The sequence below is a fragment of the Mesorhizobium sp. WSM4935 genome (assembly GCF_029625735.1).
Classification (GTDB): Bacteria; Pseudomonadota; Alphaproteobacteria; order Rhizobiales; family Rhizobiaceae; genus Mesorhizobium.
Genome location: NZ_JARTVR010000006.1, coordinates 201,714 through 217,043, shown reverse-complemented (window position 1 = coordinate 217,043; position 15,330 = coordinate 201,714). Strand labels below are relative to the sequence as shown.

Genomic DNA, 15,330 nt, shown 5'->3' with positions numbered 1-15,330 from the left:
GGAAAACCGCTTCACACTTTTCCTGGAATTGCTTTAGCTAGCGCACCGCCTTCTCGCCGCCGGCCGCGGTGATCACGCCGACAATGATCAGCCCGGTCAGCACCAGCCGCACGCCGGCGCTGACGCCGAATGTGTTGAGCATGGTGAGCAAGAGCACCAGGAACAGCCCGGCGCCCCAGACGCCGGGCACATTCGCCTTACCGCCGGCGACCGAGGTGCCGCCTATGACCACGACCGCGATCGAGGCCAGCAGGTATTCGTTGCCGATGTCGACATTGGCGCCGCGGAAATAGCCGGCAAGCAGCGCCCCGTCTATGCCGCCCAGCGCGCCGCACAGCGTGTAGGTGAGGAAGCGGATGCGGCCGACATGGACGCCGGCGAGCCATGCGGCGCGGATGTTCTGGCCGATCGCCAGCACCGAACGGCCATAGATCATGCGCTGCAGCGCAAGTGCCGCGCCGATGGTGAAGATCACCGTCAGCATCGCCAGCACGGGGATGCCCAGCACCTGCCAGTTGGTGAAGTCGGCGAAGCCCGGCGGCGGCTTGATCTGCAGGCCGCGGCCGTAGCTGATGTCGACCGACTGGATGATGAAGCTTGCCGACAGCGTCGCGATGATCGGCGGGATGCGCAGCGCCCAGATCAAGAGATAGTTGACGGCGCCGATCGCCGCGCCGCAGGCGAGTGCTGCGAGCAGCCCGACGAGGATCATGGAATCGCTGCCCCCCATCACCTTCATGGCCACCGCGCTGGCCAGCCCGATATTGGCCGGCAGCGACAAATCGACATTGCCGGGTCCCAGCGTGATGACGAACATCTGGCCGATGCCGACGATGACGGTGAAAACGGCAAGCGAAAGCGCTGCCGTGACCATGCCGCCGGCGCCGTAGCCGCCCGTGAAGGCAACGGTTGCCAGCCAGACGACGAGCGCGCCGGCGAAGGACCAGATCCAGGGTTTTTCGAGCACCATCCGAACCGAAGTCATCGCTCACCGCTCCCTGCGGCTGATCAGCACGCGCGCCGCCAGCACGATGATCAGGATCGCGCCGTTGGCGGCGACCTGCCAGTCCGGCGGGATGTGCATGAAGGTCAAGAGCGGCGAGGCGGCCAAAGCCAGCGTCAGCGCACCGATGACCGCGCCGATCGGCGACACGCGCCCGCCGACGAACTCGCCGCCGCCGAGGATGACGCCGGCGATCGAGAGCAGCGTGTAGCCATTGCCGATATTGGCGTCGGCCGACGTGGTGATGCCGATCAGCGCCATGCCGGAAAGCACGCCGAACAGGCCGGTCAGCGCGAACAGCACGATCTTAGTCCTAAGCAGTGACCAGCCGGCGCGCCGCAGTGCCGCGGCATTGCCGCCCGAGCCGCGCAGAATGACGCCGTAGGAGGTGCGCATCAGGCCGAAATGCACGACCGCGGCGATCAGCAACGCGGCAAGGATCGGGAACGGGATGTAAGGCGGCTTGAAGGAGATGATCGCCAGCAGCCAGTCCGGCGCCTTGCCGCCGGGCTTGGGCAGGATGAGGATGGCAAGCCCCTGCCACACGAAGCTCATGCCGAGCGTCACCACGATCGACGGCAGATTGCGCAGATGGATCAGCGCGCCGAGCAGTGCATAGACGCCGATCGAGCCGAGCAACACGAGAATGCCCAGCAACGGCGCCTCCCTCAGCCATGTCGCGGTGACGCAGCCGACGAAGCCGACGAAAGTGCCGATCGAGAGATCCAGCTCATTGCCGGCGATGACGAACATCTGCGCGATCGTCGCCAGCGCGATCGGGATCGCCAGGTTGAGCATCAGGTTGAAGCCGAAATAGCTGATGGCGCGTGGGTTGAGCCAGGCAATGGCGATGAGCACCAGCGCCAGCGACAGCGCCGGCAGCAGGCTGCGCAGCATGCGCGCCCGCGCCGCGCTGCCGCGCGGCGAGGTTCTGGGGACCGTGCCGGGAGCGAGCGCGGTCATCTCAGGCCGCATCGCCGAACGAGGACTGGATGATCTTTTCCTCCGTCAGTTCGTCGCGCCGCAGATTGGCCACGATGCGGCCGTTCTTGAAGACATAGACATGGTCGCAATTGTCGAGCTCTTCGGTCTCGGTGGTGTACCAGAGGAAGGTTCGGCCCTTCGCGGCCTCCTCCCGCACGAGGTCATAGACTTCGAGCTTGGTGCCGATGTCGACGCCGCGCATCGGATCGTCCATCAGCACGATCTCGGCGTCGGAGCCGAGCGCGCGGGCAAACAGCGCCTTCTGCTGGTTGCCGCCCGACAGCGAATAGATGTTGTTGTTCATGTCGGGTGTGCGGATGCCGATCTTCTTCTTCCAGAACTCGGCAAGCTCGGCCTCGCGTTGCGGGGAGATCAGCAGACCGTTGCGCAGCCTGGCCAGCGAGCGGATGCCGATATTCTGCGCGATCGACCATTGCGAAAAGATGCCGTCCGACTGGCGGTCGCCGGCGACCAGCGCGACGGGCGCGGTGACCTCGATGCCGGTCCTGGCTCGGGAAGCGGCCGAGAAGATCGCCAGCAAAAGGTCGGTCTGACCGTGACCGGCAAGCCCGGCAAGGCCGATGATCTCGCCGGCGCGGGCGACAACCTCCTTGTCGTCCTGCTGCCTGGCCGGGCGCGCGCGAACCCTGAGCGCGCCGGCCTCGATTTTCCGGGCTTCGGCCGCGGCCTTCTGATGTCCTTCGGCGCCGCCCATGGCGGCGACCAGCTTGTCGCGGTCGAAAGCGCTCGCGGCGTCGGCCGCGACCACCTTGCCGTCGCGCATCACCACGATGCGGTCGGCGTGCTGCAGCACCTCGCCCAGCACATGCGAGATCAGGATGCAGCTTCCGCCCTGCTCGACGAAGCGGCGCACGAAAGATAGGAGCTGGCCTGCGGTATGCGCGTCGAGCGAGGAGGTCGGCTCGTCGAGGATGACCAGATGCAGCGGCTCGCGGGTCAGCGTGAAAGCGCGCGCCACCTCGACCATCTGCCGCCGGCCGATCGACAGGTCGCCGGCGACGTCGTCCGCCGAAATGCCGTGGCCGGGGAAGATCTCGTCGAGCTTGGCGCGGATAAGATCAGCGGCCTTGCGCCGCCAGCCGAAGCCGGCAAGCGAGGGATGGTTGATGCGGGTGTTCTCGGCGACGCTGAGATTGGGGCAGAGCGACAGCTCCTGGAAGACGCAGCGTATGCCGAGCTCCAGCGCCCGCGCCACCGAATAGCTCGCCTCCTGATTGCCGCGCACCGCGATCTGCCCGCCATCCGGCCGCAGCGTGCCGGCCACCATATGCATCAGCGTCGACTTGCCGGCGCCATTGTGCCCGACCAGCCCGACGCATTCGCCGGCGCCGACATGGAAGTCGACGCCGTTAAGCGCCCGAACGGCGCCGAAATGTTTTTCGGCGCCGTTCAGTCTGACAATGTCCGCAATAGCCTGAAGCATCCTCAACTTTATCCGGTTGCCGATGCGGCTGGCAATGTCGCGCCGCTATTGCTTGATGTTGGCCTTGATGGCCGCGATGGCGTCTTCCTGCGTGTATTCATGCGTGGCGACGCCACCTTCCTTGATCTTCGGCAGCGCGGCTTCGAAATCGTCCTGGGTGAAGGCAAGATACGGAACCAAGAGGTCGTGCGGCACGTCCTTACGGCCGTCGAGCACCTGCTGCGCCACCCAGAAGGCGAGCGTCGACACGCCGGGCGCAATCGAGGCCGACCAGGTCTGGTAGCCGTCCTTGTCCTTCTGCTCCTTCCACCACTTCAGCTCGTCCTGCCGGTTGCCCATGATGATGGTCGGGCGCGGCTTGCCGGCGGCGGCGAAAGCTTGCGCGGCGCCATAGCCGTCACCGCCCTGGTCGACCACGCCGACGATCTCTGGCAGCGAAGGCAGGATGGTCGCCACCGCTTTCTGTGCGGTGGTCTGGTCCCAGTCGCCGGTCACCGAACCGACGATCTTGAACTCGGGATGCGCCGCCACGCCTTCGAGGATACCGGCGTGGATGGCGTCGTCGATCGAGGTGCCGGCGAGCCCGCGGATTTCGAGCAGGTTGCCGCCCTTCGGCTGGAACTTGGCCATCTGCTCGACTTCCTGCTTGCCCATGTCCTTGAAGTCCACGACGACCCGGTAGGCGCAGGGCTCCGTCACGATACCGTCGAAGGAGACGACGACGATTCCGGCGTCGCAGGCCTGCTTGATGGCGCCGTTCAGCGCATCCGGCGAAGCGGCGTTGATGACGATGGCGTCATAGCCCTGCAGGATCAGGTTCTGCACCTGCGCGGCCTGCGTCGGTACTTCCTTGTCGGCGGTGGTGAAGACGTCCGCCGCCGCGACCACCTTGTCTTCGACCGCCTTCTTGGTGACGATGGCGTAGCTGTCGAGCATCGCCTGGCGCCAGGAATTGCCGGCATAATTGTTGGAGAAGGCGATCTTCTTGCCGCTGGTGTCGGCGAGCGCCGTGCCCGAGGCGAGCATCGCCGCGAATGCACTTAAAACGAGCAGTTTCTTCATAGGTTTCCTCCCGGGGTTGCTGATCTTAACGGATCGTCGTAACGCGAATGCCTGTTTTTTATCTATTGTCAGACAAATGCAGACGAACCGCAAGCTGTCAACTGCAAAGCATTGGCACTGCCCGATCAACTTGCGGTGCGACGATTGAAAAGACGGCGACTCCTGGTCTAGGAACGCGGCAGGAGGCCAATGCATGGCAGTGACGCCGACCGTTGCTCAAGGCGCGCCCGGAATTCCCGCACGCTGGACGTCAAGCGCCAAGAGCGGCGTCGGAACCGCCCTTTCGGCAAAAAGCCCGCTCTGGTTCACAACCAGCCACGGCATACTGAACGAGATCTATTATCCGCACCTCGACAGCGCCTGCACGCGCGACCTGGGGCTGATCGTCACCGGTCCCGGCGGTTATTTTTCCGAAGAGAAGCGCGATGCGGCCCACACTGTCGAGTCTTTCGAGGACGGCGTGCCTGGTTACCGGCTGACCAACATCGCTTCCGATGGGGCCTACCGGCTCGAGAAGCGCATCGTTACGGACTCGAAACGACCTGTGCTGCTGCAGGAAACCAGGTTCACGGCCCTCCGGGGGCAGGCTAGCGACTATCGCGTCTACGCGCTGCTTGCGCCGCATCTCGTCAACGCCGGCATGGGCAACACGGCATGGGTCGGCGAGCACAAGGGACAGCGCCTTCTCTTTGCCACCGGACGCGGCGTCTCGCTGGCGCTTGCCTCCTCGTTGCCTTGGGGCGCCTGTTCGGCCGGCTATGTCGGCTTTTCCGACGGCTGGCAGCAACTGCACGATAACGGCGCGCTCGATCCTTCCTGTCATACAGCCGAAAACGGCAATGTCGCGCTCACCGGCGAGATCGGTTTTTCGACCGGCAGGACGGTTGCCCTGCTGGCGCTCGGCTTCGGCGCTTCACCCGAGGAAGCCGCCGACCTCGCCCTTTCCAGCTTGAAACAGGGTTTCGAGCCGGCCGCGAAGACCTATGTCGACAATTGGCGGGCGTTCCAGGCAAGGCTGGAAAAGCTTGACCGCCGAGCCGCCTCCGGTCTGAACTCCTACCGCGCCAGCACGGCGGTGCTGGCGACGCACCTGTCGATCGCGCGGCCCGGCGCCGCCGTCGCCAGCCTTTCGATCCCTTGGGGTTTCAACAAGGGCGACGACGATCTCGGCGGCTATCACCTCGTCTGGCCGCGCGACCTGGTCGAGACGGCGGGCGGCTTCCTCGCCGCCGGCGACGGCAGGCAGGCGCTGCAGATCCTCACCTACCTGCGCTCGATCCAGCAGCCGGACGGCCACTGGCCGCAGAATTGCTGGTCCGACGGCACCGCCTATTGGCCCGGCATACAGATGGACGAATGCGCCTTTCCGCTGCTGCTTGCCGACGCTCTGCGCCGCGCCGGCCATCTGCCGAAGTCGAAGCTCGCCGACTTCCTGGCGATGATCGAGAAGGCGGCCGCCTATGTCGTGCGCAACGGCCCGGTCACCGGCGAGGATCGCTGGGAAGAGGACGCGGGCTACAGCCCTTTCACGCTGGCCGTGGAAATAGCCGCATTGCTCGCAGCCGCCGACATGCTCGACGCCTGCGGCAAAAATGAGCCGGCAAACTATCTGCGTGAAACCGCCGATTGCTGGAACGGCCAGATCGAGCGTTGGACCTATGTGACCGGCACTGAGGCCAGTACCAGGGCGGGAATCGAGGGATATTATGTCCGCATCGCGCCGCTCGACGGCGGCGGCGCCGCCTCGCCGAAGGACGGCTTCGTTCCGATCAAGAACCGGCCGCCTGGCGACACCGACAAGCCGGCCGAAGCCATCATCAGCCCGGACGCGCTGGCGCTGGTGCGTTTCGGGCTCAGAGCCGCGGACGATCCATGCATCTTGAACACTGTCAAGGCGATCGACGCCGAACTGCGCTGCGACCTGCCGCAAGGCCCGCTCTGGTACCGCTATAACGGCGACGGCTATGGCGAGCACGAGGACGGCGCGCCTTTTAACGGCACCGGCCGCGGAAGGCCGTGGCCGCTGCTTGCCGGCGAGCGCGCCCATTACGAGCTGGCCGCCGGCCGCAAGGACAAAGCCGCGCAGCTGCTGGAGACCTTCGAGCGCTCGGCCGGCGTGGGCGGCCTCCTGCCCGAGCAGGTTTGGGATCGCCGCGACATGCCGGAGCGCGAATTGCGGCTGGGCGCCCCTTCCGGCAGCGCCATGCCGCTGGTCTGGGCGCATGCCGAGCACATCAAGCTGTTGCGCTCGCTGCGCGACGGCGCCGTCTTCGACCTGCCGCCGCAGGGCGTCGAACGCTACATCAAGGGCAAGACGGTCTCGCCGCTGCGGATCTGGCGCTTCAACCACAAGGTCCGCTCCATTCCGGCCGGCAAGACGTTGCGCATCGAATTGTTGGCGCCCGGCGTCGTCCATTGGAGCAGCGACAAATGGCTGACGGTGCAGGACAGCAAGACGGTCGAGAACGCATTCGGCATCCATCTGGTGGATTTGCCCGTTAACCGCCTGGAGCCGGGGAACACCATCGTCTTCACTTTTTTCTGGCCCGAGGCGATGCGTTGGGAGAATGTCGACTTCAGCGTCGGCATTGACGCTCAATCGTGATCCGGCAGGGCCATACTTCTCCTTTCCTCAAGCAATCGGGATGAAAACCATGCAGATCGGAATGATGGGACTGGGCAGGATGGGCGCCAACATGGTGCGGCGCCTGATGCGCGACGGCCATGAATGCGTCGTCTACGACATCAATTCGGCAAGCGTCGCCGGCATGGTCAAGGACGGGGCCATTGGCGCGGCCTCGCTGGAGGAGTTCGTCGCCAAGCTCGCCAAGCCGCGCTGCGCCTGGCTGATGCTGCCGGCCGCGATCACCGGCAAGATCGTCGATCAGGTCGCGGCGCTGATGGAGCCGGGCGACATCATCATCGATGGCGGCAATTCCTATTACCATGACGCCGTCGACCAGGCGGCCAAGCTGGCGGTGAAGGGCATCAACTTCGTCGATGTCGGCACCAGCGGCGGCGTCTGGGGCCTGGAGCGCGGCTATTGCCTGATGATCGGCGGCCCCGACGAAGCGGTGAAGCACCTCGATTCGGTCTTCGCGACGCTGGCGCCCGGCGCCGATGCGGGCGCCAACCCGTCCAAGGATGCCGGCACGGCGCCTTTCGGCTATCTCCATTGCGGCCCGAGCGGCGCCGGCCACTTCGTCAAGATGGTGCATAATGGCATCGAATACGGCGTCATGGCCGCGTATGCCGAAGGCATGAACATCCTGAAGTCGGCCAATGCCGGCAAAAGGCAGCGCACCGCGGACGCCGAGACCAGCCCGCTCGAAAGCCCGCAATACTACCAGTTCGACATCGACCTGCCGCAGGTCGCCGAGGTCTGGCGGCACGGCAGCGTCATCGGCTCCTGGCTGCTCGATCTCACCGCCGGCGCGCTGAAGAACGACCCGACGCTCGCCCAGTTCGGCGGCCGCGTCTCCGATTCCGGCGAGGGCCGCTGGACGCTGAAGGCGGCTATCGACACCGGCGTCCCGGCCCCTGTGCTGTCCTCCGCGCTGTTCGACCGCTTCTCCTCGCAGGGCGAATCGCAATTCGCCGACAAGCTTCTGTCCGCCATGCGCTATGCCTTCGGCGGCCATGTCGAAAAGCCGAAGACCGGCGCGTGAGGGGAGAGACTGCATGAGCCAGGAGAGGTCGGACACGCTGGTGCTTTTCGGAGCCACCGGCGACCTTGCGCATAAGAAGATTTTCCCGGCGCTCTACCAGATGGTCGCCAAGGGGACACTGACCGAGCCGGTGATCGGCGTCGCCTTCGAGCCTTGGGAGCTGCCCAAGCTGGTGGACCGTGCGCGCGACGGCATCGTCACCGCGCTGGGCGCGGTCGACGACAAGGTGTTCGGCAAGCTCGCCTCGCTGCTGCGCTATGTCAGCGGCGACTACCGCGACAGCGCGACCTTCGAGAAGCTGAGGACGGCGCTGGGTTCCGCGCAGCGGCCGCTGCATTACATGGCGGTGCCGCCGACCATGTTCGAGACGGTCGTGCAAGGCCTGGAGCAGTCCGGCACCGCGCGCGGCGCGCGGCTGATGGTGGAAAAGCCCTTCGGCCATGACCTGCAGTCGGCGCGCTGGCTGAACCGGGTGCTGCATCTGGTCTTCAACGAACAGTCGATCTTCCGCATCGACCACTATCTCGGCAAGGAAGCGATCCAGAACCTGCTCTATTTCCGCTTCGCCAATTCCTTCCTCGAGCCGATCTGGAACCGCAACTTCGTCGAAAGCGTGCAGATCACCATGGCCGAGGATTTCGGCGTCGAGGGCCGCGGCAAATTCTATGACGATGTCGGCTGCATCCGCGACGTCATCGAGAACCATTTGCTCAACATCCTGCTGCTTCTGGCCATGGAGCCGCCGGTCGGCCGCTCGGCCGACGACCTGATCGACGAGAAGGTGCAGGTGCTGCGCGCCATTCGCACGTTGACCAAGGACGATGTCGTGCGCGGCCAGTTCGACGGCTATCTGGCCGAGCCGGGTGTCAGGCCGAACTCGCCCGTCGAGACCTTCGCCGCGGTGCGCTTCTTCGTCGACACCTGGCGCTGGCAGGACGTGCCTTTCTTCATCCGCGCCGGCAAGAACATGCCGGTGCACGCGACCGAAGTGATCGTGCGGCTGAAGCGGCCGCCGCTCGACGTCTTCGATCCGATCAAGCCGAGCGACGCCAATTATGTGCGCTTCCGCATCGACCCGCAGGTGGCGATCTCGATCGGCGCCCAGCGCAAGGTCGCAGGCGACGACATGATCGGCGAGCAGGTGGAGTTGACCGCGCTCGACGACACCAAGGGCGACATGCCGCCCTATGAGCGGCTGATCGGCGACGCCATGAACGGCAACGGCCAGCTCTTCACCCGCCAGGACGCCGCCGAGCTTGCCTGGCGCATCGTCGGTCCGGTGCTCGGCGACACCACGCCGCCGGCGATCTATGCGCCCAAGACCTGGGGACCGGCCGACGCCATGAAAGGTTTCGGCCCGCCGGACGGCTGGATCAATCCGACCAAGTAACTTCGGAGGACGGAATGGCGAAGGCAGCGAAGAAAGCCGCGGCGAGCAGCGATCCGATCGTGCTCGCCGTCGATGTCGGCGGCTCGCATGTGAAGATCCTCACCAGCGCCGGCGGCGAGATGCGCCGCGTCGCGTCCGGACCGAGCCTCACCCCCGACCAGGTCGTCGCTTCGGTCAAGAAACTGGCCGAGGGCCTGGACTACGACGTCATCTCGATGGGTTATCCCGGCCCCGTGCGCGACAACAAGCCCTCGCTCGATCCCTTCAATCTCGGCAAGGGCTGGAACGGCTATGATTTCACCGCCGCCTTCGGCAAGCCGGTGAAGCTCGTCAACGACGCGCTGATGCAGGCGATCGGCAGCTATGACGGCGACCGCATGCTGTTCCTCGGCCTCGGCACCGGCCTAGGCGCCGCCATGATCATCAAGAATGTCGGCCAGCCCATGGAGCTTGCCCATCTGCCCTATAAAAAGGGAGCGACGTTCGAGGATTACGTCGGCGAACGCGGCCTGGTGAAGCACGGGAAGAAGAAGTGGCGCAAATACGTTTTTGACGTGGTCGACAGGCTTCGCGCCGCCTTGCAGCCGGATTATGTCGTGATCGGCGGCGGCAATGTCGACAAGCTCGATGAATTGCCTGAAAAATCCCGGCGCGGCGACAACACTCGCGCTTTCGAGGGCGGATTTCGTCTATGGCGCGACAAGGCGCTGATCATCTGATATTGTTACATTTCAGTATAATTGTTCAAAACAGCGTGTATTGACGCGACAAAACGTTGCGTCGGGCAGATTTGCCGACTAGGAATTCGCCGGCCTGCGGCCCCTGCGGCTTTTCAGAATTCGCCAACAACGCTCGCAGCGCTTTGATTTACACACAGCGAAAGCCGGATCGGTTTCGCGGCCTTGCGGCAGAAATGGAGGGACTACGTGGACGAGGACATCAGCACAGCCAAGGAAGTCGACCTGCTCGAGCTCACCGCTCACATCGTATCGGCCTATGTCGCGAAAAACCGCCTGCCCGCTTCGGACCTGGGCGGACTGATCGCCAGCGTCGCCTCATCGATCGGCGGGATCAGCCAGCCGGCGGAACCCGCCGCGCCCCCGCCGGTCCCCGCCGTCAATCCCAAGCGCTCGGTGACGCCGGACTACATCATCTGCCTCGAGGACGGGAAGAAGTTCAAATCGCTGAAGCGCCATATCGGCGTGCATTTCGGCCTGACGCCCGAAGCCTACCGCACCAAATGGGGCTTGCCGGTCGACTACCCCATGGTCGCGCCCAACTATGCGGCCTCGCGCTCGCAGCTCGCCAAGTCGATCGGCCTTGGCCGCAAGGCGGAACCCGAGCCGGCGAAACCCACCAAGGGCAGGAAGGCCAAGGCGCCCGCCTGAAATAACCCGCCTGCACCGATGGTTTAAGCAAGCCTGCCGAGGAATCCGCCTTGGCAGGCTTCCTGCTTTTATGGCTTGGATATGCCGAGCAATTCCAGGAAAAGTGTAAAGCGGTTAGGCTCCGCGCCTCGCCGTAGCCTTCCGTCCGGAATTGCGTAAAAACAAGAAATGGAGCGATTTGCCGTTTCCACGAAACGGCGAGGCGCTCCAACGGGGGGAGCCGACCATGAATTACGCCAGGATGCTGATCGAGAAGGAAGCGCCGGAGGAATACGGCTACGACCGCATCCGCTACAACCTTTCCGAAAGCTCGATCGCCGACCAGAAACTCTCCGGTATCGGTCTGACGTTTCCGGACCTCACCTTGTTCTATGGCGAGCATCGCGGCGACAAGGAGTTGCGGGCGTTGATCGCCGCGCAGGACAAGGGCGTTTCCCCCGACGATGTGCTGGTGACCGCAGGCGCGGCCGGCGCGCTGTTCATCATCGCCACCGCGCTGCTTTCGGCTAGCGACCATCTCGTGGTGGTGCGGCCGAACTACGCCACCAACATCGAGACGCCCAAAGCGATCGGCTGCGCCATCTCCTATGTCGATCTCGATTTCGACCAGGGCTTTGTTCTCGACATCGAACGCGTGAAGGCGGAGTTGCGGCCTAACACCAGGCTGATCAGCGTCACCTGCCCGCACAACCCGACCGGCGCGATGATGACACGCGCCGATCTCGACGCGCTGGTTGCGCTTGCCGACAGCCGCAAATGCCGCCTGCTGGTCGACGAGACCTATCGCGACCTCTCTTATGGCGAGCGCCTGCCCGCGGCAGCCTCGCTCAGTCCCAACGCCATCAGCGTCTGCTCTCTGTCCAAAGCCTTCGGCATTCCGGGCATCCGCATCGGCTGGCTGCTGACCCGGGATCCGGAGCTGCAGGAAACCTTTCTCGCCGCCAAGGAGCAGATCGGCATCTGCGGCAGCGTCATCGACGAAGCGATCGCCCGCACCGTGCTCGAACGCCGTGATGCTTTCCTGACCTCGCTCCTGCCGGACATGGCCAGGCGCCGCGACATCGTGCAAGGCTGGATCGACGGCGAGAAGCTGGTCGATTGGGTGCGGCCGCAGGGTGGCGTGGTGGGCTTCCCGCGGCTCAACGTCAATGCGGGCTTCGACCTCGACCGCTTCTACACCAGGCTGCTGGAGGAGCACGGCACTTATGTCGGCCCCGGCCACTGGTTCGAGATGCCCAAACGCTTCTTCCGCCTCGGCTTCGGCTGGCCGACGGAAGCGGAACTGCGCGGCGGGCTGGCGGCCATCTCGGCCGCGCTGAGGGGCTGAGTCGGTTTCACGGCAAAAAATTCGATTTTCTTTGATCCAGCGCGGATTTTTTCCGCGCATGGCAAGACGAACTGGGCTAAGGGGTTGCGGCCGGACCAGCGCCCACCGTGGAAGTGCCCCGCCGGCCCATTGTCGCAACGGGGCCCTCGAATCATGACCGTCGAAGCAACGTCACCAGACCAGCGCTACGCCGCGTTCCGGCACCGCCCCTTCCTCAGCTACTGGACGGCGCGCTTCCTCACGACATTCGCCACCATGATCGTGTCGGTCGCCGTCGGCTGGCAGGTCTATGACCTGACCCGCGATCCGTTCGACCTCGGCATTGTCGGCATCGTCCAGTTCCTGCCTTCGCTGCTTCTGGTCCTGGTCACCGGTGTCGTCGCCGACCGCTTCGGCCGCCGGCTGATCATGACGCTGGCGACGCTCATCGAGGCCGGCTGCGCCTTGGCCCTCCTGCTTCTGACGCTGCGCGGCCTGACCAGCCCGCTGCCGATCTTCGCCGTGCTGGTCATGTTCGGCATAGCCCGCGCCTTCTACGGGCCGGCTTCGTCCTCGTTGTTCGCCAATCTCGTGCCGCAGGAAGACTTCGCCAACGCGATCGCCTGGAACTCGTCGGCCTGGCAGACGGCAACCATCGTCGGCCCGGTCGCCGGCGGCCTGCTCTACGGCATATCGGCGGAAGTCGCCTACGCCACCGCCGCCGTGTTGATGCTCGCCGCCGCGCTGCTCGTCTTCACCATCCCGAAGCCCGCCCAGCAGACGGCCACCGACAAGCCGACGATGCAGACGCTGTTTGCCGGCTTCGGCTATATCTGGGGCGAGAAGATCGTACTCGGCGCGATCTCGCTCGACCTGTTCGCCGTGCTCCTGTCCGGCGCCTCGGCGCTGCTGCCGGTCTACGCACGCGACATATTGGAACTCGGCCCCTGGGGTCTCGGCCTGCTGCGCTCGGCGCCCGGTATCGGCGCCATCTGCGTCGCCGTCTGGCTCGCCGGTCATCCGATCCGCGACCATGCCGGCAAGATCATGCTGGGATTCGTCGCCTTGTACGGCGCTTCGATAGTGCTGTTCGGCCTGTCGACCATCACCTGGCTGTCGATCGTGGCGCTTGCCCTGCTCGGCGCCACCGACATGTTCAGCGTCTATATCCGCGAGACGCTGATCCAGCTCTGGACGCCTGACGATGTGCGCGGCCGCGTCAACGCCGTCAACCAGGTCTTCGTCGGCGCCTCCAACGAAGTCGGCGAATTCCGCGCCGGCACCATGGCGGCGCTGATCGGCACCGTTCCCGCCGTGGTGATCGGCGGCATCGGCGCCATCGCGGTTGCGGGATTGTGGGCCTGGCTGTTCCCGGCGCTGCGGCAGGTAAGGCATCTGAATAGCCGGAATTGATTGGACGCCGGATCAGGCCGACGGCACGCATCGGCCCGCCATAGAGACATGGAATTGCAGGTTGAGCTGCGACGGCAAGCGCGGTAGCTCAGGTCGCGAGCAAATTTACTCCAAAAAGCTCACGCTGACGCCGCGCTGGCGGAAATAGGCCTGCATCAGCTTGCGGCCGGCGCGGTTGTTCTGCGCCAGCCTGGCCGGATCGAACACCGCCTGTTTCTTCCCCTCTCGTGCCAGCACGGCCTTGAGTGCCGCGATATGCGCATCGAGGTCGGCATTGTCGGCTCGGAGTGAGGCATAGATATTTTCGGTCGCCTCGGCCACGGTCAGTTCGCTCACGTGTGTCGTCCTTTGATTGTTCGGGCGGCGCCTTAGCACAGATTCGCGGCTCCGCCGAGACCGACGCGACGCCGCTCAGGGCAATCGGCTTTTGCTCTATCCCACAGCCGGCCTGCCGAAGATCACCTGCAAGAACTCCCCCAACCAGCGCTTGAGATGCATGTCCCAGATCAGCCTGCCGCCGAGATGGTCGCGGCCGGGCTGGGCGCCGGGCAATTCGAAGCGATGCGCGCCGCGCACCACCCAGCGCTGCATCATCACCCTCGTCAGCTCGCCATGGAACTGGATGCCCCAGGCATTCTCGCCGTAGCGAAACGCCTGGTTGGGATAGGTCTCGGCCGTCGCGAGCAGCGTCGCATCCTTCGGCAGCGAGAATCCCTCGCGGTGGAATTGGTAGACCATCTCCGGCCAGTGCAGTAGTTTCTTGCCGGCCTCGGTCGCCTTCAGCGGATACCAGCCGATCTCGACCAGTCCTTCGCCATGGCCCTCGACCTTGCCGCCGAGATGGTTGGCAAGCATCTGCGCGCCGAGGCAGATGCCGAGGAACGGTCGGTTCTCCTTCAGCGGGATTTCCAGCCAATCCGTCTCGCGGCGGACGAACTCGTCTTCGTCATTGGCGCTCATCGGCCCGCCGAAGATAACCGCGCCGGCATGATCGTCCAGCGTGCAGGGCAATTCGTCGCCCAATGGCGGCCGGCGGATATCGAGATCGAACCCCTCTTCCAAAAGCATGTGGCCGACGCGGCCGGGGCTCGAAGTCTCCTGATGCAGCACGATCAGGATCTTTGGTCTCTGCCTCGGTCTGGATGGCATGGAAGGCGACGCGTCCTGTTATTCGTCGCTCGACTTGCCCTTGGCGCCGGGCACCTCGGCCGCCGCCTTGCGGCGCGCCTCGATGCGGTCGCGGCGCTCGACGCCGATCAGCTCGGCGACCCGCCAGACGGTGTTGTCCTCGAGCTCGTCAAGCTCGCCATCGGCATAGACGATTTCCCACATCAGGCCGATGAAGGCCTTCCGCGCCTCGGTGTCGAGGTGACGCTTGAGCACGCTGGTGAAGGCGTAGAGGTCGATGGCCTCATTGTCGGCGCGCTCGCCGGCTGCCGCCAGCGCATCGAGCTCCGCGCCGCTCACCGAATAGGTCTCGGCCAGGATCTGCTTGAACCGCTCCCATTCGACGTCCTGGCGCACGCCGTCCGCATTCATCACATGGTACAGCAGCGCGGAGGCCGCGACGCGCGGATCGTCGGCGCTCGGCTTGGCCTCGCGACCTACCGGCAGATCCCTCAGGAAGGACAATACGCGCTCGAACATCGATGTTTTTTCCCTGCCCACCAAA

Annotated in this window: 14 protein-coding genes; 7 read left to right on the top strand and 7 right to left on the bottom strand. The window is 64.9% G+C overall.

Translation table 11 applies throughout. The features are described from left to right. Positions 1-37 precede the first annotated feature (37 nt). The 4 genes from P9273_RS17095 to P9273_RS17080 are packed head-to-tail and all read right to left on the bottom strand — an operon-like array spanning position 38 to position 4,493. The gene (locus tag P9273_RS17095; protein ID WP_278049960.1) at positions 38-985 is read right to left on the bottom strand and encodes an ABC transporter permease; all 948 of its coding nucleotides are present in this window, start codon (positions 983-985) and stop codon (positions 38-40) included. 3 nt (positions 986-988) lie between these two features. Further along, the gene (locus P9273_RS17090; protein WP_278049958.1) at positions 989-1,966 is read right to left on the bottom strand and encodes an ABC transporter permease; all 978 of its coding nucleotides are present in this window, start codon (positions 1,964-1,966) and stop codon (positions 989-991) included. A gap of 1 nt (position 1,967) precedes the next feature. Continuing rightward, positions 1,968-3,431, bottom strand: a complete 1,464-nt coding sequence (locus tag P9273_RS17085) for a sugar ABC transporter ATP-binding protein (RefSeq protein WP_278049957.1) — start codon at positions 3,429-3,431, stop codon at positions 1,968-1,970. 45 nt (positions 3,432-3,476) lie between these two features. Next, complete coding sequence (locus P9273_RS17080; RefSeq protein WP_040996471.1) at positions 3,477-4,493, bottom strand: ABC transporter substrate-binding protein; 1,017 nt, start codon at positions 4,491-4,493, stop codon at positions 3,477-3,479. 193 nt (positions 4,494-4,686) lie between these two features. Between P9273_RS17080 and P9273_RS17075 the strand changes: the two genes are divergently transcribed. From P9273_RS17075 to P9273_RS17045, 7 genes are all read left to right on the top strand, one after another. Continuing rightward, on the top strand, positions 4,687-7,098 hold the full coding sequence (locus tag P9273_RS17075) for a glucan 1,4-alpha-glucosidase (RefSeq protein WP_278049954.1): 2,412 nt from the start codon (positions 4,687-4,689) through the stop codon (positions 7,096-7,098). Positions 7,099-7,147: 49 nt separating this feature from the next. Continuing rightward, the gene (gene gnd, locus P9273_RS17070; protein WP_278049953.1) at positions 7,148-8,161 is read left to right on the top strand and encodes a phosphogluconate dehydrogenase (NAD(+)-dependent, decarboxylating); all 1,014 of its coding nucleotides are present in this window, start codon (positions 7,148-7,150) and stop codon (positions 8,159-8,161) included. 13 nt (positions 8,162-8,174) lie between these two features. After that, complete coding sequence (gene zwf, locus P9273_RS17065) at positions 8,175-9,551, top strand: glucose-6-phosphate dehydrogenase (protein ID WP_278049952.1); 1,377 nt, start codon at positions 8,175-8,177, stop codon at positions 9,549-9,551. 14 nt (positions 9,552-9,565) lie between these two features. Then, a complete protein-coding gene (locus P9273_RS17060; protein WP_278049951.1) occupies positions 9,566-10,270 on the top strand; it encodes an ROK family protein in 705 nt (234 codons plus the stop codon). A gap of 207 nt (positions 10,271-10,477) precedes the next feature. After that, on the top strand, positions 10,478-10,939 hold the full coding sequence (locus P9273_RS17055; RefSeq protein ID WP_278049950.1) for a MucR family transcriptional regulator: 462 nt from the start codon (positions 10,478-10,480) through the stop codon (positions 10,937-10,939). 226 nt (positions 10,940-11,165) lie between these two features. Next, positions 11,166-12,266 (top strand): aminotransferase class I/II-fold pyridoxal phosphate-dependent enzyme, encoded by a 1,101-nt coding sequence (locus P9273_RS17050; protein ID WP_278049949.1) that lies wholly within the window; start codon positions 11,166-11,168, stop codon positions 12,264-12,266. 150 nt (positions 12,267-12,416) lie between these two features. Continuing rightward, positions 12,417-13,658: an MFS transporter gene (locus P9273_RS17045; RefSeq protein ID WP_278050021.1), complete on the top strand. Its 1,242-nt coding sequence runs from the start codon at positions 12,417-12,419 to the stop codon at positions 13,656-13,658. A 105-nt stretch (positions 13,659-13,763) separates the two neighbouring features. On the opposite strand, the gene P9273_RS17040 is transcribed toward P9273_RS17045, so the two are convergent. The 3 genes from P9273_RS17040 to P9273_RS17030 all read right to left on the bottom strand — a co-directional run bounded on the left by P9273_RS17040 (position 13,764) and on the right by P9273_RS17030 (position 15,305). Continuing rightward, on the bottom strand, positions 13,764-13,994 hold the full coding sequence (locus tag P9273_RS17040) for a hypothetical protein (RefSeq protein WP_278049948.1): 231 nt from the start codon (positions 13,992-13,994) through the stop codon (positions 13,764-13,766). A 96-nt stretch (positions 13,995-14,090) separates the two neighbouring features. Further along, entirely contained in the window at positions 14,091-14,807 is a 717-nt protein-coding gene (locus P9273_RS17035; RefSeq protein WP_278049947.1) for a glutamine amidotransferase, read from the bottom strand. 18 nt (positions 14,808-14,825) lie between these two features. Next, positions 14,826-15,305, bottom strand: coding sequence for a tellurite resistance TerB family protein (locus tag P9273_RS17030; RefSeq protein WP_278049946.1), 480 nt, complete (start codon positions 15,303-15,305; stop codon positions 14,826-14,828). Positions 15,306-15,330 lie beyond the last annotated feature (25 nt).